The following is a 22,709-nucleotide window of genomic DNA, read 5'->3' on the forward strand; positions in this document are numbered from 1 at the left end:
ACGGTCGTCAGACCGTCATGATCTCGGCTTCCTTGGTCTGCACGAGCTTGTCGATTTCGGCAACGTGCTTGTCGGTCAGCTTCTGCACGTCGTCGCTCGCGCGGCGCTCGTCGTCTTCCGAGATTTCCTTGTCCTTCACGAGCTTCTTCAGCGCTTCGTTCGCGTCGCGGCGCAGGTTGCGGATCGCGACCTTGGCCGTTTCGCCTTCGCTCTTCACGACCTTGGTCAGCTCGCGGCGGCGCTCTTCCGTCAGCGCGGGCATCGGCACGCGGATCAGGTCGCCGGTCGTTGCCGGATTCAGGCCCAGATCGGCTTCGCGGATGGCCTTCTCGACCTTCGCGACCATGTTCTTTTCCCACGGCTGCACGCCGATCGTGCGCGCGTCGACGAGCGTCAGGTTCGCGACCTGCGAGATCGGCACCATCGAGCCGTAGTAGTCGACCTGCACGTGATCGAGCAGACCGGTGTGTGCACGGCCCGTACGGATCTTGGCCAGATCGTTCTTGAACGCTTCGATCGAGCGCTGCATCTTTTGCTCGACGCCCTTCTTGACATCAGCGACACTCATTTCAACCTCCGAACCTTCAAACCTTCAAAGAACGCGGGCCCCGCCCGGCGCATGTCGCGCGCCGCGGCCGGTCGCCCGCATCCGCGGGAGTTTACACGTGGACGAGCGTACCTTCGTCCTCGCCCAGCACGATGCGCTTGAGCGCGCCCGGCTTGTTGATCGAAAACACGCGAATCGGCAGCTTCTGGTCGCGGCACAGCGCAAACGCCGTCGCGTCCATCACCTGCAGGTTGCGGCTGATCGCCTCGTCGAAGCTGATCGTCGTGTAACGCGTGGCCGACGGATCCTTCTTCGGATCGGCAGAATATACGCCATCGACCTTGGTCGCCTTCAGCACGACTTCGGCGCCCACTTCCGAACCGCGCAGCGCGGCGGCGGTATCCGTCGTGAAGAACGGGTTGCCGGTGCCGGCCGCGAAGATCACGACGCGGCCTTCCTCGAGCTGGCGGATCGCGCGGGGCCGGATGTACGGCTCGACGACCTGGTCCATGCGCAGCGCGGACTGCACGCGCGCCTCGATGCCGGCGTGGCGCATCGCGTCCTGCAGCGCCAGCGCGTTCATCATCGTCGCCAGCATCCCCATGTAGTCGGCCGTCGCGCGGTCCATGCCGGCCGCGCCGCCCGCGACACCACGGAAAATATTACCGCCACCGATCACGACCGCGAGCTGCGTCCCGAGACGCACGACTTCGGCGATATCGGCCACCATCCGTTCGATCGTCGCGCGATTGATGCCGAAGGCATCGTCGCCCATCAGCGCTTCGCCGGAGAGTTTGAGGAGGACGCGTTTATAGGCATTGGACATAGGGGCTTCCGAGCGACGAGAGGATGACAACCACGAACTGTAGGGGCGAAATACTGATTCGGGCAAGCGCCGACGACCGGACCGGGGTTCCCGGCCGGCCGGCGGCGCCGCCGGCCGCGGCGGAGCGGACGCCCGCCGCGGATGCTGCCTGACTGCTTACTGCTGCTTTGCTGCTGCGACTTGCGCGGCCACTTCGGCGGCGAAGTCGTCCTGGCGCTTCTCGATGCCTTCGCCGACGACGAACAGCGCGAACTTCTGCACCGTCGCATTCGCTGCCTTCAGCATCTGCTCGATCGTCTGCTTGTCGTTCTTCACGAACGTCTGGTTCAGCAGCGACACTTCCTTCAGGTACTTCTGGACGCTGCCGTCGACCATCTTGGCGACGATTTCGGCCGGCTTGCCCGATTCCGCGGCCTTCTGCTCGGCGACGCGGCGTTCCGTGTCGATCAGTTCAGCCGGCACGTCGGCCGACGACAGCGCGACCGGCTTCATCGCGGCGATGTGCATCGCGACGTCCTTGCCGACCTGCTCTTCCGCACCCGTGTACTCGACGATCACGCCGATACGCGCGCCGTGCAGGTACGTGGCGATCTTGTTCGCGGTTTCGAAACGGACGAAACGGCGGATCGACACGTTCTCGCCGATCTTGCCGATCAGCGCCAGACGCACTGCGTCGACGGTCGAGCCTTCGAGCGGCAGCGCCGACAGCGCGGCCACGTCGGCCGGGTTCTGCGTCGCGACGAGTTCCGCGACCGTCTTCGAGAACGCGAGGAAGTCGTCGTTCTTCGCGACGAAGTCGGTTTCGCAGTTCAGTTCGACCAGCGCGCCTGCGTTGCCGCCGACGAACGATGCGACGACGCCTTCTGCCGTCACGCGCGATGCGGCCTTGCTCGCCTTGTTGCCGAGCTTGACGCGCAGCAGTTCTTCAGCCTTGGCCAGATCGCCGTCGGCTTCCGTCAGCGCCTTCTTGCACTCCATCATCGGTGCGTCGGTCTTCGCGCGCAGTTCTGCCACCATGCTTGCGGTAATTGCCGCCATCATTCGCTCCTTGAGTCTGTATTCACAACGCCGCCCGCTTGGACGCGAACGGCCGAGATTCGTTTCCGGACCCGCGCCGATTCGGCGCGATCAGGTCCGGCGCACAAGCTTAAAAAAAGGGGGCCTGTTGAGAGCCCCCTTTTTGCGCCGGCTCGGGGCCAGTTACGCGTTTTCCTCGACGTACTCGTCGTCGCCGCGTGCGGCCTGGACCACTTCGTTGACCGCGTTCGCGCGGCCTTCGAGGATCGCGTCGGCCACGCCTTCGGCGTACAGCGCGACTGCCTTGCTCGAGTCGTCGTTACCCGGGATCACGTAATCCACACCTTCCGGCGAGTGGTTCGTATCGACCACGGCGATGACCGGCACGCCCAGCTTGTTCGCTTCCGTGACGGCGATCTTGTGGTAGCCGACGTCGACGACGAAAATTGCGTCCGGAATGCCGCCCATGTCCTTCACGCCGCCGATCGACTTCTGCAGCTTGGCGATTTCGCGTTCGAACAGCAGCGCTTCCTTCTTGCTCATCTTCTCGGTTTCGCCCGATTCGACGGCCGCTTCCATGTCCTTCAGGCGCTTGATCGATACCTTCAGCGTCTTGAAGTTGGTCATCATGCCGCCGAGCCAGCGTGCGTTGACGTACGGCATGCCCGCACGTTGCGCTTCCTGGGCGATCGTGTCACGCGACTGGCGCTTCGTGCCGACGAACAGGATCGTGCCGCGGTTCGCTGCCAGCTGGCGCACGTACTTCTGTGCGTCCGTGAACATCGGCAGCGTCTTTTCGAGGTTGATGATGTGAATCTTGTTGCGGTGACCGAAAATGAACGGAGCCATCTTCGGGTTCCAGAAGCGCGTCTGGTGACCGAAGTGGACACCCGCTTCCAGCATTTGGCGCATCGTAACTGCCATGTAAATTCTCCACGAGGGTTGGGTCTTAAGCCGGCTGCCGTACCGCCGCGCGACCCCGCCTCGAAGGACGTGGATTCCGCACGGACGGCACCCTGGTTGCGCCGGCTTGCGATTCGGCACGTGCGAAACGCCCGTGCCGTAAGCCTTTCACCGCGATGCCGCCCCAAGATGGGGCACAACGGCAAATTTGGATATCGACTTAGCCAAAGAGTATAGCACGCGGATTTGTCCGCTCTCAAGTCGCGCGGCACTTCCGCTTGCCGCGCGGCAGCTGGCCGGACAATCCGCGAAAACCCGCATCCGCGCGGCCGGCAGGGGCTGCGAGGCCCGCCATAAGGTGCGATAATCCGTCAATTCACCGCATTCCAGGCATACCTCGATGGCTATTACGCTCAAAAACGAACACGATATCGCGGAGATGCGCGTCGCCTGCCGTCTCGCGAGCGAAGTGCTCGACTTCATCACGCCGCACGTCGTCGCGGGCGTCACGACCGCCGAACTCGACCGCCTCTGCCACGAGTTCATGCTCAACGAGCAAGGCACGATCCCCGCGCCGCTGAACTACCAGCCGCCCGGCTATCCGCCGTACCCGAAGGCCACCTGCATTTCGGTCAACGACGTGATCTGCCACGGCATTCCCGGCGAGAAGGTGATCAAGAACGGCGACGCGCTGAACATCGACATCACCGTGATCAAGAACGGCTACTTCGGCGACACCAGCCGGATGTTCATCGTCGGCGAGGGTTCGATCCTCGCGAAGCGCCTCGTGCAGACCACCTACGAATGCATGTGGCTCGGCATCGACCAGGTCAAGCCCGGCGCGCACCTCGGCGACATCGGCTACGCGATCCAGAAGCACGCGGAGGCACAGGGCTACAGCGTCGTGCGCGAATACTGCGGCCACGGCATCGGCACGGTGTTCCACGAGGACCCGCAGGTCGTCCACTACGGTCGCCCGGGCACCGGCATCGAACTGAAGGCCGGGATGATCTTCACGATCGAGCCGATGATCAACGCCGGCAAACGCGACATCCGCACGATGCCCGACCAGTGGACGGTCAAGACGCGCGACCGCAGCCTGTCCGCGCAGTGGGAGCACACGGTGCTCGTCACCGAAACCGGTTACGAAGTGCTGACCGTGTCGGCCGGCTCGCCGGCGCGCCCCGTATTCGCGCAACCGGCCGCCGCCGTCTGAGCGCCGTCGCGCCAGCCCTCCCCACCCGCACCTGAACGGCCGCCCATGAGCGCTCACGCTGCCCCCTCGCCCGAAGCGCTGTCGCGGCGCGCCGAATTCAAGGCCGCCAAGACGGAGATGCTGGAGCGCTTTCGTCACGCGGCGAACGTCGCGTCGCTGATGCACGCGCTGTCGAAACTCACCGACGATGCATTGAAGCGCGTGTGGGACGAATGCGGGCTGCCCGCGACGCTCGCGCTCGTCGCCGTCGGCGGCTACGGGCGCGGCGAGCTCGCGCCCTATTCCGACGTCGACATTCTCGTGCTGCTGCCGGATGCGCACGACGCGGCGCTCGACGCGCGCATCGAGCGGTTCATCGGGATGGCGTGGGATCTCGGCCTCGAGATCGGCAGCAGCGTGCGCACGGTCGCGCAGTGCATCGAGGAGGCGTCGCAGGACGTCACGGTGCAGACCTCACTGCTGGAAGCGCGCCGCATCGTCGGCAGCACCGCGCTGTTCGAGCGCTTCACCGTGCGCTACCACGAAGCGCTCGACGCCCGCGCGTTCTTCACCGCGAAGGTGCTCGAGATGCGCCAGCGCCACGCGAAGTTCCAGGACACGCCGTACAGCCTCGAACCGAACGTGAAGGAAAGCCCCGGCGGGCTGCGCGACCTGCAGACGATCCTGTGGATCGCACGCGCGGCCGGCTTCGGCAGCAGCTGGCGCGAACTCGACACGCGCGGCCTCATCACCGACCGCGAAGCGCGCGAGCTGCGCCGCAACGAAGGCTTCCTGAAGACGCTGCGCGCGCGGCTGCACGTGATCGCCGGGCGCCGCCAGGACATGCTCGTGTTCGACCTGCAGACGCAGGCCGCCGAGAGCTTCGGCTATCAGCCGACGCAGGCCAAGCGCGCGAGCGAGCAGTTGATGCGCCGCTACTACTGGGCCGCGAAAGCCGTCACGCAGCTCGCGACGATCCTGATCCAGAATATCGAGGCGCAGCTGTTCCCCGCGACGAGCGGCATCACGCGCGTGCTGTCGGCCGATCGCTTCGTCGAGAAACAGGGGATGCTCGAGATCGTCGACGACGGCGTGTTCGAGCGCCATCCCGACGCGATCCTCGAAGCGTTCCTGCTGTACGAAACGACCCGCGGCGTGAAAGGCCTGTCCGCCCGCACGCTGCGCGCGCTGTACAACTCGCGCGAGATCATGAACAACGCGTGGCGCCGCGATCCGCAGAACCGCGCCACGTTCATGCGGATCCTGCAGCAGCCCGAAGGCATCACGCACGCGTTCCGGCTGATGAACCAGACGAGCGTGCTCGGCCGCTATCTGCTGAATTTCCGCCGTATCGTCGGCCAGATGCAGCACGACCTGTACCACGTGTACACGGTCGATCAGCACATCCTGATGGTGCTGCGCAACATCCGCCGCTTCGCGGTGGCCGAGCATGCGCACGAATACCCGTTCTGCAGCCAGCTGATCGGCAACTTCGAGCGCCCGTGGGTGCTGTACGTCGCGGCGCTGTTCCACGACATCGCGAAGGGCCGCGGCGGCGATCACTCGACGCTCGGGATGGCCGACGCGCGACGCTTCTGCCGTGAGCACGGCATCGCCGGCGACGACGCGGCGCTGATCGTGTGGCTCGTCCAGCATCACCTGACGATGAGCCAGGTCGCGCAGAAACAGGACACGAGCGACCCCGAGGTCATCAAGCGCTTCGCCGAAGTCGTCGGCAACGAGCGGTATCTCACCGCGCTCTACCTGCTGACCGTCGCCGATATCCGCGGCACGAGCCCGAAGGTGTGGAACACCTGGAAGGGCAAGCTGCTCGAGGATCTGTACCGCATCACGCTCGCGGTGCTCGGCGGCGCGAACCCCGACGCGCATTCGGAGCTGAAGTCGCGACAGGAGCAGGCGCTCGCGCTGCTGCGCCTGGAAACCGTGCCCGACGACGCGCACCGCGCGCTGTGGGATCAGCTCGACGTCGGCTTCTTCCTGCGTCACGACGCGGCCGACATCGCGTGGCAGACGCGCGTGCTGTACCGGCACGTGAACGCCGAAACCGCGATCGTCCGCGCGCGGCCGTCGCCGATCGGCGACGCGCTGCAGGTGCTCGTGTACGTGAAGGATCGCCCCGACCTGTTCGCGGGCATCTGCGCGTATTTCGACCGCAACGGGCTGTCGGTGCTCGATGCGCGCGTCAGCACGACGCGGCACGGCTACGCGCTCGACAACTTCATCGTCACGCAGACCGAACGCGACGTGCGTTACCGCGACATCGCGAATCTCGTCGAGCAGCAGCTCGCGACGCGGCTCGCCGAAACCGCATCGCTGCCGGAACCGTCAAAGGGCCGCCTGTCGAGGCTGTCCCGGACGTTTCCGATCACGCCGCGCGTCGACCTGCGGGCCGACGAGCGTGGTCAGTACTACATCCTGTCCGTGTCCGCCAACGACCGGCCGGGCCTTCTCTATTCGATCGCGCGCGTACTCGCCGAACATCGGATCGGCGTCCATGCGGCGCGGATCAATACGCTCGGCGAGCGCGTCGAAGACATCTTCCTGCTCGCGGGCGCCGGCCTGTCCGACAACCGCCTGCAGATCCAGCTCGAAACCGAATTGCTGCGTGCGATCGCAGTCTGAATGAATCCCAGCGTTTATGCGCACCAAATTAACCGTCAAGAATCCGAAGCCGGCGTCGCCGACTCGCGCCCCTGTCCGCTCCGGCAGCCTCGTCGCCCGCAAGCCGGTGCGCCCCGCCGCGCCGCCCGCAGGGGATAAGCCGGCCCGCCCGAAGAAGGCGCCCGCTGCGGCCGCCGCCACCGGCGAGCGCTCGTTCAAGCCGCGTGGTGCGGCCGGCGCCGAGCGTCCGGGCGCGGATCGCGCACCGGCCAAGCGCGCCCCGCGTGACGGCGGCGCCGAGCGTGGCGCGCGCGCGCCGTATCGCGACAATGCGGCCGGTGAAGGTGCGAAGCGCAGTTTCGGCGATCGCCGCACGTCGTCCGATCGGCCGCCTCGCCGTGGCGATGACGATGCGCGGCCGCGTCGCGCGGGTGGCGAAGGCAGCACACGCGCGCCCTATCGCGATAACGCATCCGGCGAAGGCGCGAAGCGCAGCTTCGGCGACCGCCGCACGTCGTCCGATCGTCCGCCGCGCCGTGATGACGATGCACGTCCGCGCCGCGCAGGCGCCGACGAAGGCAAGCGCCCGTCCTATCGCGACAACGCATCCGGCGAAGGCGCAAAACGCAGCTTCGGCGACCGCCGCACGTCGTCCGATCGTCCGCCGCGCCGTGATGACGATGCACGTCCGCGCCGCGCAGGCGCCGACGAAGGCAAGCGCCCGTCCTATCGCGACAACGCGGCTGGCGAAGGCGCGAAACGCAGCTATGGCGACCGCCGTCCGTCGTCCGATCGCCCGCCCCGCCGTGATGACGACACGCGTCCGCGCCGTGCAGCAGGTGGCGACGACAGCAAGCGCCCGTCCTACCGCGACAAGCCCGCTGGCGAAGGGGCGAAGCGCAGCTTCGGCGACCGCCGCACGTCGTCTGATCGCCCCCGCGCCGCAATGATGACGATGCGCGGCCGCGTCGTGCCGGTGCCGACGAAGGCAAGCGCCCGTCCTACCGCGACAAGCCCGCCGGCGATGGCGCGAAGCGCAGCTTCGGCGACCGTCCGGCCCGCCCCGCGCGCGATGGCGAGCGCCGTTCGTTCGGCGCGGTGAAGACCGCGCAACCCGTCAAGCGCGCGGCGGCCGACGTCGACTACGGCGACGAAACGGGCCTGCTGCGCCTGTCGAAGCGGATGTCCGAACTCGGCATGTGCTCGCGCCGCGAAGCCGACGAATGGATCGAAAAGGGCTGGGTGCTCGTCGACGGCGAACGCATCGACACGCTCGGCACCAAGGTGCGCGCCGACCAGAAGATCGAGATCGACGAGCGTGCGAGCGCCGCGCAGGCCGCGCAAGTGACGATCCTCCTGCACAAGCCGGTCGGCTACGTATCGGGCCAAGCGGAAGACGGCTACGAGCCGGCGGCCGTGCTGATCACGCGCGCGAACCGCTGGAGCGGCGACCATTCGCCGGTGCGCTTCTCCCCGCAACACCTGCATGCACTCGCACCGGCCGGCCGTCTCGACATCGACTCCACCGGCCTGCTCGTGCTGACGCAAAACGGCGTGATCGCGAAGCAGTTGATCGGCGAACAGTCAGACATCGACAAGGAATACCTGGTGCGCGTGCGCTTCGGCGAGCGACTGATCGACATCGACCAGCACTTCCCGGCGGAATCGCTCGCGAAGCTGCGCCACGGCCTTGAGCTCGACGGCGTCGCGCTGAAGCCCGCGCTGGTGAGCTGGCAGAACGGCGAGCAGTTGCGCTTCGTGTTGCGCGAAGGCAAGAAGCGCCAGATCCGCCGCATGTGCGAACTGGTCGGCCTCGACGTGATCGGCCTGAAACGCGTGCGCATGGGTCGCGTGATGCTCGGCGCGCTGCCGCAAGGCCAATGGCGCTATCTGTCCGCCGACGAGACGTTCTGACCGTAGGCGCACCCGGTGCGCGATCCAATGAAAAAGCCCGCTCAAGCGGGCTTTTTCATTTTCGCGGAAGCGCGGACGATCAGTCGTCGTCGGCCGGATCGAGCCCGGGAACAGCACCTCGGTGAAACCGAAGCGCGTGAAATCGGTGATCCGCATCGGATACAGCTTGCCGATCAGATGATCGTACTCATGCTGAACCACGCGCGCATGGAACCCCTCGGCGACGCGATCGATCTTCTGGCCGAACTGGTCGAAGCCGCTGTAGCGCACCTTCGCGTAGCGGCTGACGACGCCGCGCATGCCCGGCACCGACAGGCAGCCTTCCCAGCCCTCTTCCATCTCCGGCGGCAGGTACTCGACCTTCGGGTTGATCAGCACGGTCTCCGGCACCGGCGGCGCATCCGGGTAGCGGTTGTTGTTGCCGAAGCCGAAGATGATGATCTGAAGCCCGATGCCGATCTGCGGCGCGGCGAGCCCCGCGCCGTTCGCGTGGTGCATCGTCTCGAACATATCCGCGACGATCTCGTGCAGCTCGGGTGTATCGAACCGCTCGACCGGCTGGGCGATTTCGAGCAGGCGCGGATCGCCCATCTTCAGGATCTCGCGAATCATGGCGTATTGCCCTCCAGGAGTTGGTGCAGACCGTCTTCGTCCAGCACGGGGATGCCGAGTTCCTCGGCCTTCGCGAGCTTGCTGCCGGCTTCGGCGCCCGCGACCACGTAATCCGTCTTCTTCGATACCGAACCAGCCACCTTGGCGCCGGCCGCTTCGAGCATCTCCTTCGCCGCATCGCGCGTGAGATTCGGCAGCGTGCCCGTCAGCACGACCGTCTTGCCGGCCAGCACGCCCTGCGGCGCCTTCGGCGCGGGCGGCCCTTCCGGCCACGTGACCTTGCCCGGCGCGCGCAACTGCTCGATGACCGTGCGGTTGTGCTCTTCCGCGAAGAACTGGTGAATCGACTCGGCCACGATCGGCCCGACGTCGTTCACTTCGAGCAGTTCCTCGATCGACGCGTCCATGATCGGCGTCAGCGAGCCGAAATGCTTCGCGAGATCCTTCGCGGTCGATTCGCCGACATGGCGGATGCCGAGCCCGTAGATGAAGCGCGCGAGCGTCGTATGCTTGGCCTTCTCGAGCGAATCGAGCAGGTTCTGCGCGGACTTCTCGGCGAACCGGTCGAGTTCGGCCAGCGTCGCGAAGCCCAGATTGAACAGGTCGGCCGGCGTGCGCACGAGATTCAGCTCGACGAGCTGGTCGATGATCTTCTCGCCGAGGCCATCGATATCGAGCGCGCGGCGTTGCGCGAAATGCCACAGCGCCTGCTTGCGCTGCGCCGGGCAGAACAGCCCGCCCGTGCAGCGCGCGATCGCCTCGTCCGGCAGGCGCTCGATCTTCGAGCCGCACACCGGGCATTCGGTCGGCATCACGAATTCGGCCGCATCCGCCGGGCGCCGGTCGAGCAGCGCGCCGACGACTTCCGGAATCACGTCGCCCGCGCGCCGCACGATCACGGTGTCGCCGATCCGGATGTCCTTGCGGCGCACTTCGTCCTCGTTGTGCAGCGTCGCATTGGTCACGGTCGCGCCGCCGACGAACACCGGCTCGAGACGCGCGACCGGCGTGATCGCACCGGTGCGGCCGACCTGCACGTCGATCGCGACGAGCTTCGTCAGCGCTTCCTGCGCGGGGAACTTGTGCGCGAGCGCGAAGCGCGGTGCACGCGACACGAAGCCGAGCCGCTCCTGCTCGTCGCGCCGGTTGACCTTGTAGACGACGCCGTCGATGTCATACGGCAGCGACTCGCGCTTCTCGCCGACCTTGCGGAAGAAGTCGAGCAAGCCTTCGGCGCCGTGCACGACCGCGCGCTCCCGGTTCACCGGCAGGCCGAGCGACTCGTACCAGTCGAGCAGCGCGCTGTGCGTGTCGGGCATCGGCATCCCGTCGAGCACGCCGATGCCGTACGCGAAGAACGACAGCGGCCGCTGCGCGGTGATCTTCGAGTCGAGCTGGCGCAGGCTGCCGGCCGCCGCGTTGCGCGGGTTCGCGAATTCGCGCTGCTCGGCCGCGCGCTGGCGTTCGTTCAGGCGTGCGAAATCGCGCTTGAACATCAGCACCTCGCCGCGTACGTCGAGCACCGCCGGCACGTGCTTGCCCTTCAGCTTCAGCGGAATCGAGCGGATCGTGCGCACGTTCTCGGTCACGTCCTCGCCCGTCGTCCCGTCGCCGCGCGTCGCGGCCTGCACGAACACGCCTTGCTCGTAGCGCAGCGAGATCGCGAGGCCGTCGAACTTCAGTTCGCACGCGTATTCGACGGGGTCGGTCACCGAGCCGGCGAGGTCGGTCGTCTTGGCGAGCGCGTCGGCGACGCGCTTATCGAACGCGACGATGTCCTCGTCGGCGAAGCCGTTGTTCAGCGACAGCATCGGCGCATCGTGGACGACCGGCGTGAAGCCGCCGGCCGCTTCGCCGCCGACGCGCTGCGTCGGCGAATCGGGCGTCACGAGTTCGGGATGGTCGGTTTCGAGCTGCTGCAACTCGCGGAACAGCCGGTCGTATTCGGCGTCGGGCAGATCCGGCTGGTCGAGCACGTAATAGGCGTAGTTCGCCCGCTCGAGTTGGTCGCGCAGCCACGCGGCGCGCGCGTCGGGCTGGCTGGCTGGCGGTTCGGCTTGGGTTCGGGCCATGCTGGCGGCAGAGTCGTTCTGAAAAATCGGATGCCCGATTATCTCAGTTTGACGCCGCGGCGGGGCACGCAATGCGGGCCGGATGACGTGCTGCAGCGCACACGAAACGGTGCGCGCCGCAGCGACGGACGACGGCGCCAACGATCGTCGTCCGCGCCATCGAGTTACTGGCTGAAGAGGCGGCGCGTGATCGGCGAACCGGCCGGGATGCCGGCTTCCTCGAGCTTCGCGTACAGCTTCATCAGTTGCTGGTCGATCGCGACCAGCGTCGACTCCGGCAGCGGCCGGCGCGAATCGTCGACGACGCGTGCGCCGATCCGCTCGGACAGCGACTTCGCGTAATCGCACATCAGCCGGAACGGCAGGATGTCCTCTTCCGCCACCGGCACGTCGAGCACCAGCGTGATCATGTTGCCGCCCTTGTACGTCAGGTCGTCGCGCAGGAAGTTGGTGTCGCCGAACTGCAGCATGAATACCGGGTTCTGCTTCGCGTCGAGCTTCACGAAGCGCGTGCCGTCGCGCGACAGCAGCAGGCCGTCCTGCGACGCGACCGCCTGCACGTAGTTCGCCGACCACGGCGCACCGTCCGACATCACGTTGATCGACAGTTGCGCGTCGCACTGCGCGGCAAACGCGTCGAGCTCGCGCGCCATCGCGACCGTTTCCATCATGTCCGGGAATTCCGGCGCGCCGTCGATCGCGTCCGCGAACTGCTGGACGCCCGTCACGAACTCGGAGAATTCGAGCTCGTTCAGCGCGCCGCTGCGGTTCGCGAGCTGCGCGGCCGCGCGCAGTTCTTCGTAGCGCACGCCGTTCTGCAGCAGCTCCCACTGGCCGCCTTCGGGCTTGCCTTCGATGTGCACGGGCTTGCTGCCCGCGCGGCGCAGCCGCTGCGCGACCGGCAGGATCTTGTCGCCCGGCAGCGGGCCGTTGAGGCGGATCGGCACGATGCAGTCGATCCGGCGGTCGACGATCGCAGGCGGCGCCGACGAGACCGTCGTCGCGGCCGGCATCACCGGTTCGGTCGGCTCGGCCGGTTCGGCCGCCGCTTCATGCGTCGCGGCGGGCACGGCCTCTTCGCCGGCAACCGGTTCGGTCGATTCGGCCGACGTGTCGACGCCCGTCGCCTCGGCCTGCAGGTCGGCCGGCGTATCGGCCGGCGCCGCGCCGCTCCCGGCCCCGCCGAACGTCGGCTCGACGCGCGCGGCGTCGGCCGCAGCCGCCGGCGCCGCCGCGACCGGTGCCGCGGGCTCGCGGCGCACCGGCTGACGCACCGGTTCGATGAACGGCAACTCTTCGTCGCGCTCGGGGCGGTTCATCGCCTCGGCCGCTTCCTCCGGCATCGGGCGCGGCATCCTGCGCCGCACTTTCGCGCCCTGCCATGCGTTGTAGACCACGACGCCGCCCACCACGACGGCGCCCGCGCCGATCAAACCGAGTGTCAACTCGTCCATGCACGCTCCATCAGCAATTCTTTTTCGTCGGGACCGCGAACGGGCGCTCGTGCGCCGCGCGAACGCGGTCCGGTTTCGTCAAACGTCAATTCTGGGCAAAACCCGCGGCGGTTTCCATGTCCACCGCCACGATCCGCGACACGCCCTGCTCCTGCATCGTCACGCCGATCAGCTGCTGCGCCATTTCCATCGCGATCTTGTTGTGCGAGATGAACAGGAACTGCGTCTTGTCCGACATCGCGCGCACGAGATTCGCGAAACGCTCGGTGTTCGCATCGTCCAGCGGCGCGTCGACCTCGTCGAGCAGACAGAACGGCGCCGGGTTCAGCTGGAACATCGCGAACACGAGCGCGGTCGCGGTCAGCGCCTTCTCGCCGCCCGACAGCAGGTGAATCGTCGCGTTCTTCTTGCCCGGCGGCTGCGCCATCACCTGCACGCCGGCATCGAGAATCTCGTCGCCCGTCATGATCAGCTTCGCCTGGCCGCCGCCGAACAGGCGCGGGAACAGGTCGCTGAAATGACGGTTGACCTCGTCGAAGGTGCCCTGCAGCAGCGTGCGGGTTTCCTGGTCGATCTTGTGGATCGCGTCCTCGAGCGTCGTGATCGCGTCGATCAGGTCGGCCGATTGCGCGTCGAGGAACACCTTGCGCTCGCTCGCGGCCTTCAGCTCGTCGAGCGCGGCCATGTTCACCGGGCCAAGCGCGTTGATCGCGTTGTTCAGGCGCGTGACTTCGCCCTGCAGGTACGACGGCTTGAGATCCGGCGTCAACTTCGCGGCCAGCGCGGTTTCGTCGACCTCGGCGGCTGCGAGCTGCTCGGCGAACTGCTCGACGGCCAGGCGCGCGGCCTGCTCCTTCAGCTGCAGTTCGGTGATGCGGTCGCGCAGCGGCTGCAGCGAACGCTCGGCGACGAGCCGCTGCTCGTCCGACGCGCGCAGCTTCGCGGTCAGGTCGTCGAGCTCGATCCGCGCGGCCTGCAGCGCTTCTTCCTTCGCCGCGCGAATTTCGAGCGCGTCCTGCAGGCCCGTGTGCGCGGTCTGCTCGTTGATCGTCTCGAGTTCGGCGCGCGCGTCTTCCAGCGACACGGCGACGCGCTCGCTCTGTTCGTGCGCGACCTGGATCGTGCGCTTGAGCTCGTCGATCCGGGTCACCGCGTTGCGGGCGGCGAAGCGCGCGTCGTTCGCGCCGCGCTCCAGGTCGCGCGCTTCCTGACGCGCCTGCGTCAGCGATTCGTCGAGCGACTCGAACGCGAGCTGGTTGTCCTCGAAGCGCGCCTGCAGTTCGGCGAGCTCGCCGTCGAAGCGCTCGAAACTCGCTTCCGACTCCGCGCGCAATGCACGCTGCTCTTCGATCTGCGCGCCGATTTCCTCGAGTTCCTCGCGGATCTGCGTGCTGCGCTGCGTATAGCGTTCGTGCGCCTGGGCGAGCTTGAGCACGTCCATCTGCAGCGCATGCACGCGCTGCGTCGCGCGTTCGGCCTGCGCGCGCACGTCGCCGAGCGCCTGCGTGGCCTGCGTGTGCGCGGCTTCCGCCCGCACGGCAGCCGTGCGCGCCTCGTCGGCGAGCAGCGCCTGCGCCCGCACCTGGCGCGTCAGGTTTTCGATTTCCTGCTGGCGGGCCAGCATCCCGGCCTGCTCCGAATCGGCGGCGTACAGCTGCACGCCGACGCGCGTGACGATATGGCCGGCCTTGACGACGAACGCGCCGCCTGCCGGCAACTGCGTGCGCGTCGCGAGCGCCTGCGCGACGTCGTCGGCCACGTAGACGTTGCCGAGCCAGTCGTTCAGCACCGCGCGGATGCCCGCGTCGTCGATGCGCACCAGCGACAGCACCGGCCGCAGCCCTGCCACCGCGGCGGGCGGCTCACCGGCCGCCGGCGGCGCGTAGAACGCGAGCTTCGCGGGCGGCGCATCGGTCGCGAATGCCTTCACCCAGTCGAGATTCGATACTTCGAGCGCGGCGAGACGCTCGCGCAGCACGGCCTCGAGCGCCGCTTCCCAGCCGGCCTCGACGTGCAGCTTCTTCCACAGACGCGGCAGCGCGCCGAGCTCGTGCTTGTCGAGCCACGGCTGGATCTTGCCTTCGGTCTGCACGTTTTCCTGCAACTGCTTCAGCGCGGCGAGGCGCGCTTCGAGCTGGTGGATCTGCGCGGCTTCGGCCTGCACGCGCTCCTGCGCGGCGCGGCGCTCGCCGTCGAGGCGCGGCACCGTTTCCTGCGCGTCGGCGAGGCGCGCCTGCGCTTCAGCGAGAATCTCTTCCTGCTCGGCCAGTTGCATGCGCAGCTCTTCGAGCTGCGTTTCGTCCGGCGCGTCGAGCCCGCCCGCTTCGCTCTTCAGGCGCTCGTGGCGCTGCTGAAGCTGCTGGAGCTGCTGATCGGCGTTGCGCTGGTGCGCGGCCTCGAGCTTCAGCGACTGCTCGGTCTGCGCGATCCGCGCGCGCTCGTCGTTGAGCTGCGCCTGCGCGTCGCGCCACTTCGCTTCGAGCGCCGGCAGCGCATCGTGCTTCGCGGCCGCGTTGTCTTCGGCGAGCGCGGCCTTCTCGTCGGCCATCGCGCGCGCCTCTTCGGCTTCCTCGAGCTCGTCCTGCGACTTCTCGGCCTGCGCGCGCCACTGCTCGCGCTGCGCATTCAGCGCGGCGATCTGCGCCTGCACGCGGTTGCGCGATTCGACGATGAACTTGATCTCGGCTTCGAGGCGGCTCACCTCGGCGTTCGCCTCGTAGAGCGCACCCTGCGCGCCCTGCATCGCGTCGCTCGCCGAATAGTGCGCGACCCGCAGCGTCTCGAGTTGCGCCTCGACTTCGCGCAGTTTCGCCGTCTGCGCCTCGAGGTCGATCTGCGCCTGCTCGATCGCGCGCTGCTGCTTCTGCTGCTCGCCGGCGGCCTCGTTCTTGCGCAGCAGCCACAACAGGCGCTGCTTCTCCTCGCCGTCGGCGACGAGTTCCTTGTACTTGGTCGCGACCACCGCCTGCGCCTCGAGCTTTTCGAGGTTCGCGCCGAGTTCGCGGACGATGTCCTCGACGCGCGTCAGGTTCTCGCGCGTGTCGTGCAGGCGGTTCTCGGTTTCGCGGCGACGTTCCTTGTACTTCGACACGCCGGCGGCTTCCTCGAGGAACACGCGCAGCTCTTCCGGCTTCGCCTCGATGATCCGCGCGATCATGCCCTGCCCGATGATCGCGTATGCACGCGGCCCGAGGCCGGTGCCGAGGAAGATGTCCTGGATGTCGCGGCGGCGCGCCGGCAGGTTGTTGATGTAGTAGCTCGACGTGCCGTCGCGCGTCAGCACGCGCTTCACGGCGATTTCGCCGTACTGGCCCCACTGCCCGGCCGCGCGGCCGTCGGAGTTGTCGAAGATCAGTTCGACGCTGGCCCGGCTGCCGGGCTTGCGGGCGGTCGAACCGTTGAAGATCACGTCCTGCATCGATTCGCCGCGCAGCTCGGAGGCGCGCGACTCGCCGAGCACCCAGCGCACGGCATCGATGATGTTGGACTTGCCGCATCCGTTCGGGCCGACCACGCCGACAAGCTGGCCCGGAACCTGGAAATGCGTGGGATCGACGAAGGATTTGAAGCCAGCGAGTTTGATCGAGCTCAGACGCACGGCGGTATCGGATGTGAAGAAGGTGTGAAACGGACGGGGCCGCACGGCGCGGGGCCGGAGAGCCCCTGCGCGCCACGCGCCCCGGAATTCAAAAACGGGGCCGCGCGCATCCAGCGTTGGGCCCCGCAAACGGCTTCCATCATACCATCGCGCGTGTGCCGTCCCGACCGTCGCCGGGTTTGTCCGGTGCCGGCGCGGCACGATGGACCCGGCTCGACAGCAACGTCGCGAGCACGATGCACGCGCCGCCCGCCCACTCGCGCGCGCTCGGCAGCTCGTTCGCGAACACCCACGCCGACAGCGCGGTGATCACGATCTCGAACAGCATGATGATCGACGCGCGGTTCGCCGGCACGCGCGCGAGACCGTACTGCACGAGCAGGTTGTTCGACGCCATCGTCACGCCGATCGCCGCGATGATCAGTGCGGCCACGCCCAGTTGGCCGCTCGCCGGCGCGGCCGGCAGCCCTTCGAACAGCGACGCGATCGCGCCGAACACGGCCGCGCCGCCGAACAGCGTCGCGGTGCGCATTTCCGCGCGCATGTCCGGCAGCTCGCGGCTCGCCTTGATCACCAGCACGTTGCTCATCGCAAAGCTCAGCCCGGCCGCGAGGCCGGCCCATTCGGCCGGGTTGGCGGGCAGCGGCAAACCGAGCGCCGGCGACCACAGCATCAGCATCGCGCCGCCGATCGACAGCGCCGCGAGCCCCGCGCCGGCCCAGGTCAGCCGCTCGCGCAGCAGGAAGTGCGCGTAGATCGCGGTCCAGGCCGGCGTCAGGTAGAACAGCAGCATCACGCGCAGCACCTCGCCGTGGATCGTGCCCCATACGAACCCGAGATTCGTCACGCCGGCCGTCACCGCGATACCCGGCAGCACCCAGTGCCAGCGCAGCGTCGCGATCGTGCGGTGCCGCGCGACGATCACGAACAGGAAGGCGACGAGACTCGTCAGCGCGCTGGCCAGCGTGCCCGTCACGCCGAGCGACGCGAGGATCCGCAGCGGATACCAGATCAGGCCCCATACCGACGCGCCGATCAGGATGGCCAGCGTCGGCAGGCTGCCGCGTACCGCGTTGTTCATTTGGTTCGATACCCTTTATTCGACCGGCCCGGCCGCCGTTCCGGCAGGCCGTGACCGCATTGCGTCACGCTATAATCGTCCGTTGCGAGCCGCGCGCCCCGGCGCCCGTTCGCAGCCGCGCGGCGCGCCCGCCGCTTCTTTCGCTCCAACCGGCCGCGATGGCCGCTTCGCCCGTGAACTCTCGACTCGACTCGCTCCAGCGCTATCCCTTCGAAAAGCTGCGCGCCCTGTTCAAGGACGTGACGCCTTCCGGCGACCTCAAACCGATCAGCTTCGGCATCGGCGAGCCCAAACACGCGACGCCGGCGCTGATCCGCGACGCCGTGGTGGCCGCGCTCGACGGGCTCGCGTCGTACCCGGCCACGGCCGGCTCGGACGCGCTGCGCACGTCGATCGCGCGCTGGCTCGAGCGCCGCTACGGGCTGCCGGCGATCGATCCGGCCACGCAGGTGCTGCCGGTATCGGGCTCGCGCGAAGCGCTGTTCTCGCTCGCGCAGACGGTGATCGATGCACGGCCGTCTGCGGACGGCAAGAAGGCGATCGTACTCTGTCCGAATCCTTTCTATCAAATTTACGAAGGCGCGGCACTGCTCGCCGGTGCCGAACCCTATTTCGCGAACAGCGACCCGGCCCGCAACTTCGCGTGCGACTACGCGGCCGTGCCCGATGACGTGTGGGCGCGCACGCAGTTGCTGTACGTGTGCTCGCCCGGCAACCCGACGGGTGCCGTGCTGACGCTCGACGACTGGCGCGAGCTGTTCGCACTGTCGGACCGCCACGGTTTCGTGATCGCGTCCGACGAGTGCTATTCCGAAATCTATTTCGACGAAGCGGCGCCGCCGCTCGGCGGCCTCGAGGCCGCGCACCGCCTCGGCCGCGGCTTCGAGCGGCTCGTGATGCTGTCGAGCCTGTCGAAGCGCTCGAACGTGCCGGGCATGCGCTCGGGCTTCGTCGCCGGCGACGCCGCGCTGCTCAAGAAATTCCTGCTGTACCGTACGTACCACGGCGCCGCGCTGTCGCCGGTCTGGCAGCACGCGAGCATCGCGGCGTGGAACGACGAGGCGCACGTGCGCGAGAACCGCGCGCTGTACCTGCAGAAGTTCAATACGGTCACGCCGATGCTCGCCGACGTGATCGACGTGAAGCTGCCCGACGCCGCGTTCTACCTGTGGGCCAATGTGTCGCGTACCGGCCTGTCGGACACCGAGTTCGCCCGCCGGCTGTACGCCGACTATAATGTGGCGGTTCTGCCCGGCTCGTACCTCGCGCGCGATGCGCACGGCACGAACCCGGGCCGCGATTTCATCCGGATCGCGCTCGTCGCGGGCACCCCGAATGCGTCGAGGGCGCGCAACGCATCGTCGATTTCTGCCGCGCTCTCGCGCGGTAAGACGTCCATCCCGATCAATTCCATCCATCTCCTGCGAAAACGAACATGTCGCAACAACTTCAGCAAATCATCGATACCGCCTGGGAAAACCGCGCCGAGCTGTCGCCGAAGGCCGCGCCCGCGGACGTCCGCGAAGCCGTCGCTCACGCGATCGAGCAGCTCGACAAGGGTGCACTGCGCGTCGCCGAGAAAATCGACGGCAACTGGACGGTCCACCAGTGGCTGAAGAAGGCCGTGCTGCTGTCGTTCCGCCTGGAGGACAACGCGCCGATGCCGGCCGGCGGCTACTCGCAGTTCTACGACAAGGTGCCGTCGAAGTTCGCGAACTACACGGCCGAAGACTTCGCCGCGGGCGGCTTCCGCGTCGTGCCGCCGGCCATCGCGCGCCGCGGCTCGTTCATCGCGAAGAACGTCGTGCTGATGCCGTCGTACACCAACATCGGCGCGTACGTCGACGAAGGTACGATGGTCGACACGTGGGCCACGGTCGGTTCGTGCGCGCAGATCGGCAAGAACGTGCACCTGTCGGGCGGCGTCGGCATCGGCGGCGTGCTCGAGCCGCTGCAGGCGAACCCGGTCATCATCGAAGACAACTGCTTCATCGGCGCGCGCTCGGAAGTCGTCGAAGGCGTGATCGTCGAGGAAAACTCGGTGATCTCGATGGGCGTGTACCTCGGCCAGAGCACGAAGATCTACGATCGCGAGACGGGCGAAGTCAGCTACGGCCGCATCCCGGCCGGCTCGGTCGTCGTCGCCGGCAACCTGCCGTCGAAGGACGGCTCGCACAGCCTGTACTGCGCGGTGATCGTGAAGAAGGTCGACGCGAAGACGCGTGCGAAGGTCGGCCTGAACGAGCTGCTGCGAGGCGACTGATGGCAAAGCCGCACACCGTGGTCGTCTACGGCATTCCGAACTGCGACACCGTGAAGAAGGCCCGCGTGTGGCTCGACGATCACGGCGTCGAATTCGAGTTCCACGATTTCAAGAAGCTCGGCGTCAGCGCGCCGCTGATCGAAGACTGGCTGAAGGACGTGTCGCTCGACGCGCTCGTGAACAAGCGCGGCACCACGTGGCGCGGCCTCGACGACGCGATGAAGGCGGCCGCCGAAACGAAGACCGGCGCGGTCGCGCTGATGATCCACAAGCCGTCGGTCATCAAGCGCCCCGTGCTCGTCGTCAACGGCCGCGTGAAATCGCTCGGCTTCGTGGCCGATCAATACGCGGCGCTGTTTGCCGCATAGGGTCGCCGCTGCGCCCACGGGCGCCGCCCGACGCCCTGTCGCTGCCGGCCACCGCGCCGGCATTTTTTATCGAAAGTGGTCCGAACCATGTCCGCCACCCTAGCCCTTACCGAACAGCTGATCGCCCGCGCGTCCGTGACGCCCGACGACCAGCACTGCCAGCAGATCATGACCGAGCGCCTCGCCGCGCTCGGCTTCGAATGCGAGACCATCGCGTCGCACGGCGTGACCAACCTGTGGGCCGTCAAGCGCGGCACCGACGGCCGCGACGGCAAGCTGCTCGCGTTCGCGGGCCACACCGACGTCGTGCCGACCGGCCCGCTCGAACAGTGGACCTCGCCGCCGTTCGTCCCTGCCCATCGCGACGGCAAGCTGTACGGTCGCGGCGCGGCCGACATGAAGACGTCGCTCGCGGCGTTCGTCGTCGCCTCCGAGGAATTCGTCGCGGCGCATCCGGACCACCGCGGCGCGATCGCGTTCCTGATCACGAGCGACGAGGAAGGCCCGGCCACCGACGGCACCGTGAAGGTCGTCGAGCTGCTGCAGGAACGCGGCGAACGGCTCGACTACTGCATCGTCGGCGAACCGACGTCAACGGCCGAGCTCGGCGACGTCGTCAAGAACGGCCGCCGCGGCTCGATGTCCGGCGAACTGGTCGTCAAGGGCGTGCAAGGCCACATCGCGTATCCGCACCTCGCGAAGAATCCGATCCACCTGCTCGCGCCGGCGCTTGCCGAGCTCGCCGCCGAGCAATGGGACGCCGGCAACGAATACTTCCCGCCGACCACCTGGCAGGTGTCGAACCTGCACGCCGGCACCGGCGCGACCAACGTGATCCCCGGTCACGCCGACCTGCTGTTCAACTTCCGCTTCTCGACCGCGAGCACCGTCGAAGGCCTGCAGGCCCGCGTGCACGCGATCCTCGACAAGCACGGCCTCGAATACACGCTGAAGTGGTCGGTGAGCGGCCTGCCGTTCCTCACGCCGCGCGGCGAACTGTCGGGCGCACTGGAACACGCGATCCGCACCGAGACCGGCATCACGACCGAGCTGTCGACGACGGGCGGCACGTCAGACGGCCGCTTCATCGCGCGCATCTGCCCGCAGGTGATCGAGTTCGGCCCGCCGAACGGCAGCATCCACAAGATCGACGAGCACATCGAAGTGCGCTTCGTCGACCCGCTGAAGAACGTGTACCGACGCGTGCTCGAACAACTGATCGCCTGACGGAGCCTCGCATGACGACACCTTTTGCCACAGTTCGCGACCTGCTGCGCTACGCGGTCACGCGCTTCTCGAAAGCGAAGCTCGCGTTCGGCCACGGTTCCGACAACGCGTACGACGAAGCGGCCTACCTCGTGCTGCATACGCTCGACCTGCCGCTCGACACGCTCGAGCCGTTCATGGACGCGCGCCTCTTGCCCGACGAAATCGCGGCCGTGCTCGCGGTGATCGAACGACGCGCGGCCGACCGCGTGCCGGCCGCGTACCTCACGCATGAAGCGTGGATGCATGGCCACCGCTTCTACGTCGACGAACGCGTGATCGTGCCGCGCTCGTTCATCGGCGAACTGCTTGACGACGGGCTGCAGCCGTATGTCGCCGATCCCGAGCAGGTCGGCGCGGTGCTCGAACTGTGCACCGGCTCCGGCTGCCTCGCGATCCTCGCGGCAAGCGCGTTCCCGAATGCCGAGATCGACGCGGTCGACCTGTCGGACAAAGCGCTCGAAGTCGCGGAAATCAACGTGCGCGACTACGGCCTCGAAGACCGGATCGGGCTGCACCGCGGCGATCTCTACGCACCGCTGCCCGCGTTCCGCACCGATCCCGACTCGCGCTACGACGTGATCCTGACGAACCCGCCGTACGTGAATGCCGCGTCGATGGCCGCGCTGCCGCCCGAATACCGGCACGAGCCGGAGATGGCGCTCGCCGGCGGCGACGACGGGATGGACATCGTGCGACGCATCGTCGCCGAAGCGCACCGCTGGTTGCATGACGACGGTGTGCTCGTCGTCGAGATCGGCAACGAGCGCGAGCACGTCGAAGCGGCATTCGGCGGCCTCGAGCTCACGTGGCTGCCCACCAGCGCGGGCGATGACGCCGTATTCCTGATCCAGGCGTCCGATCTGCCGCGCAAGGCCTGAGCGTTGCCGGCCCACCCGCCGTGCGGCGCCCCGTTGCGCCGCACGGTTGGGTAAGATGCGCGTAGGCGGCCGCCCGGCCGCACGACTTCG

General features: G+C 67.6%; 14 protein-coding genes and 3 pseudogenes. 8 read left to right on the top strand and 9 right to left on the bottom strand.

Annotated features, from left to right (window positions below; genetic code table 11):
* Positions 1-7: 7 nt before the first annotated feature.
* The 4 genes from frr to rpsB form a co-directional block, all read right to left on the bottom strand.
* A complete protein-coding gene (frr, locus tag SY91_RS13240; RefSeq protein WP_006478492.1) occupies positions 8-568 on the bottom strand; it encodes a ribosome recycling factor in 561 nt (186 codons plus the stop codon).
* Positions 569-659: 91 nt separating this feature from the next.
* Positions 660-1,373: a UMP kinase gene (gene pyrH / locus SY91_RS13245; RefSeq protein WP_006402648.1), complete on the bottom strand. Its 714-nt coding sequence runs from the start codon at positions 1,371-1,373 to the stop codon at positions 660-662.
* 156 nt (positions 1,374-1,529) lie between these two features.
* A complete protein-coding gene (gene tsf, locus SY91_RS13250) occupies positions 1,530-2,411 on the bottom strand; it encodes a translation elongation factor Ts (protein ID WP_011549541.1) in 882 nt (293 codons plus the stop codon).
* Between the two features lie 162 nt (positions 2,412-2,573).
* The gene (rpsB, locus tag SY91_RS13255) at positions 2,574-3,314 is read right to left on the bottom strand and encodes a 30S ribosomal protein S2 (protein WP_011352461.1); all 741 of its coding nucleotides are present in this window, start codon (positions 3,312-3,314) and stop codon (positions 2,574-2,576) included.
* A gap of 379 nt (positions 3,315-3,693) precedes the next feature.
* Here rpsB and map point away from each other — a divergent pair, with 379 nt between their 5' ends.
* The 3 genes and pseudogenes from map (at position 3,694) to SY91_RS13270 (ending at position 9,024) form a co-directional block, all read left to right on the top strand.
* On the top strand, positions 3,694-4,509 hold the full coding sequence (map, locus tag SY91_RS13260) for a type I methionyl aminopeptidase (protein WP_006478487.1): 816 nt from the start codon (positions 3,694-3,696) through the stop codon (positions 4,507-4,509).
* Positions 4,510-4,554: 45 nt separating this feature from the next.
* Positions 4,555-7,131, top strand: coding sequence for a [protein-PII] uridylyltransferase (locus tag SY91_RS13265; protein WP_006478486.1), 2,577 nt, complete (start codon positions 4,555-4,557; stop codon positions 7,129-7,131).
* Positions 7,132-7,147: 16 nt separating this feature from the next.
* Positions 7,148-9,024: pseudogene (locus SY91_RS13270) on the top strand (pseudouridine synthase).
* Between the two features lie 79 nt (positions 9,025-9,103).
* Here the strand turns inward: SY91_RS13270 and def are convergent.
* From def to SY91_RS13295, 5 genes and pseudogenes are all read right to left on the bottom strand, one after another.
* A pseudogene (gene def, locus SY91_RS13275) lies at positions 9,104-9,636 on the bottom strand (peptide deformylase).
* Complete coding sequence (gene ligA / locus SY91_RS13280; protein WP_006478484.1) at positions 9,633-11,708, bottom strand: NAD-dependent DNA ligase LigA; 2,076 nt, start codon at positions 11,706-11,708, stop codon at positions 9,633-9,635. Before ligA ends, def begins: the two are co-directional and overlap by 4 nt.
* A gap of 164 nt (positions 11,709-11,872) precedes the next feature.
* Entirely contained in the window at positions 11,873-13,162 is a 1,290-nt protein-coding gene (locus tag SY91_RS13285) for a cell division protein ZipA C-terminal FtsZ-binding domain-containing protein (RefSeq protein ID WP_011549536.1), read from the bottom strand.
* 85 nt (positions 13,163-13,247) lie between these two features.
* Entirely contained in the window at positions 13,248-16,760 is a 3,513-nt protein-coding gene (smc, locus tag SY91_RS13290; RefSeq protein ID WP_185920950.1) for a chromosome segregation protein SMC, read from the bottom strand.
* 139 nt (positions 16,761-16,899) lie between these two features.
* Positions 16,900-17,841, bottom strand: a complete 942-nt coding sequence (locus tag SY91_RS13295) for a DMT family transporter (RefSeq protein WP_027807064.1) — start codon at positions 17,839-17,841, stop codon at positions 16,900-16,902.
* A 158-nt stretch (positions 17,842-17,999) separates the two neighbouring features.
* Here SY91_RS13295 and dapC point away from each other — a divergent pair.
* The 5 genes and pseudogenes from dapC to prmB all read left to right on the top strand — a co-directional run bounded on the left by dapC (position 18,000) and on the right by prmB (position 22,619).
* A pseudogene (gene dapC / locus SY91_RS13300) lies at positions 18,000-19,231 on the top strand (succinyldiaminopimelate transaminase).
* 45 nt (positions 19,232-19,276) lie between these two features.
* A complete protein-coding gene (gene dapD / locus SY91_RS13305; RefSeq protein ID WP_006478479.1) occupies positions 19,277-20,104 on the top strand; it encodes a 2,3,4,5-tetrahydropyridine-2,6-dicarboxylate N-succinyltransferase in 828 nt (275 codons plus the stop codon).
* Positions 20,104-20,472: an ArsC family reductase gene (locus tag SY91_RS13310; protein WP_006478478.1), complete on the top strand. Its 369-nt coding sequence runs from the start codon at positions 20,104-20,106 to the stop codon at positions 20,470-20,472. Before dapD ends, SY91_RS13310 begins: the two co-directional genes overlap by 1 nt.
* A gap of 87 nt (positions 20,473-20,559) precedes the next feature.
* On the top strand, positions 20,560-21,699 hold the full coding sequence (dapE, locus tag SY91_RS13315) for a succinyl-diaminopimelate desuccinylase (protein WP_006478477.1): 1,140 nt from the start codon (positions 20,560-20,562) through the stop codon (positions 21,697-21,699).
* A gap of 11 nt (positions 21,700-21,710) precedes the next feature.
* Entirely contained in the window at positions 21,711-22,619 is a 909-nt protein-coding gene (gene prmB, locus SY91_RS13320; protein ID WP_006478476.1) for a 50S ribosomal protein L3 N(5)-glutamine methyltransferase, read from the top strand.
* Positions 22,620-22,709 lie beyond the last annotated feature (90 nt).

This window comes from Burkholderia cenocepacia (genome assembly GCF_014211915.1).
In the GTDB taxonomy this organism is placed as follows: Bacteria; Pseudomonadota; Gammaproteobacteria; order Burkholderiales; family Burkholderiaceae; genus Burkholderia; species Burkholderia orbicola.

Coding starts and splice junctions, on each gene's coding strand:
- frr (WP_006478492.1), bottom strand. CDS start 568: ATGAGTGTCGCTGATGTCAAGAAGGGCGTCGAGCAAAAGATGCAGCGC.
- pyrH (WP_006402648.1), bottom strand. CDS start 1,373: ATGTCCAATGCCTATAAACGCGTCCTCCTCAAACTCTCCGGCGAAGCG.
- tsf (WP_011549541.1), bottom strand. CDS start 2,411: ATGGCGGCAATTACCGCAAGCATGGTGGCAGAACTGCGCGCGAAGACC.
- rpsB (WP_011352461.1), bottom strand. CDS start 3,314: ATGGCAGTTACGATGCGCCAAATGCTGGAAGCGGGTGTCCACTTCGGT.
- map (WP_006478487.1), top strand. CDS start 3,694: ATGGCTATTACGCTCAAAAACGAACACGATATCGCGGAGATGCGCGTC.
- SY91_RS13265 (WP_006478486.1), top strand. CDS start 4,555: ATGAGCGCTCACGCTGCCCCCTCGCCCGAAGCGCTGTCGCGGCGCGCC.
- ligA (WP_006478484.1), bottom strand. CDS start 11,708: ATGGCCCGAACCCAAGCCGAACCGCCAGCCAGCCAGCCCGACGCGCGC.
- SY91_RS13285 (WP_011549536.1), bottom strand. CDS start 13,162: ATGGACGAGTTGACACTCGGTTTGATCGGCGCGGGCGCCGTCGTGGTG.
- SY91_RS13295 (WP_027807064.1), bottom strand. CDS start 17,841: ATGAACAACGCGGTACGCGGCAGCCTGCCGACGCTGGCCATCCTGATC.
- dapD (WP_006478479.1), top strand. CDS start 19,277: ATGTCGCAACAACTTCAGCAAATCATCGATACCGCCTGGGAAAACCGC.
- SY91_RS13310 (WP_006478478.1), top strand. CDS start 20,104: ATGGCAAAGCCGCACACCGTGGTCGTCTACGGCATTCCGAACTGCGAC.
- dapE (WP_006478477.1), top strand. CDS start 20,560: ATGTCCGCCACCCTAGCCCTTACCGAACAGCTGATCGCCCGCGCGTCC.
- prmB (WP_006478476.1), top strand. CDS start 21,711: ATGACGACACCTTTTGCCACAGTTCGCGACCTGCTGCGCTACGCGGTC.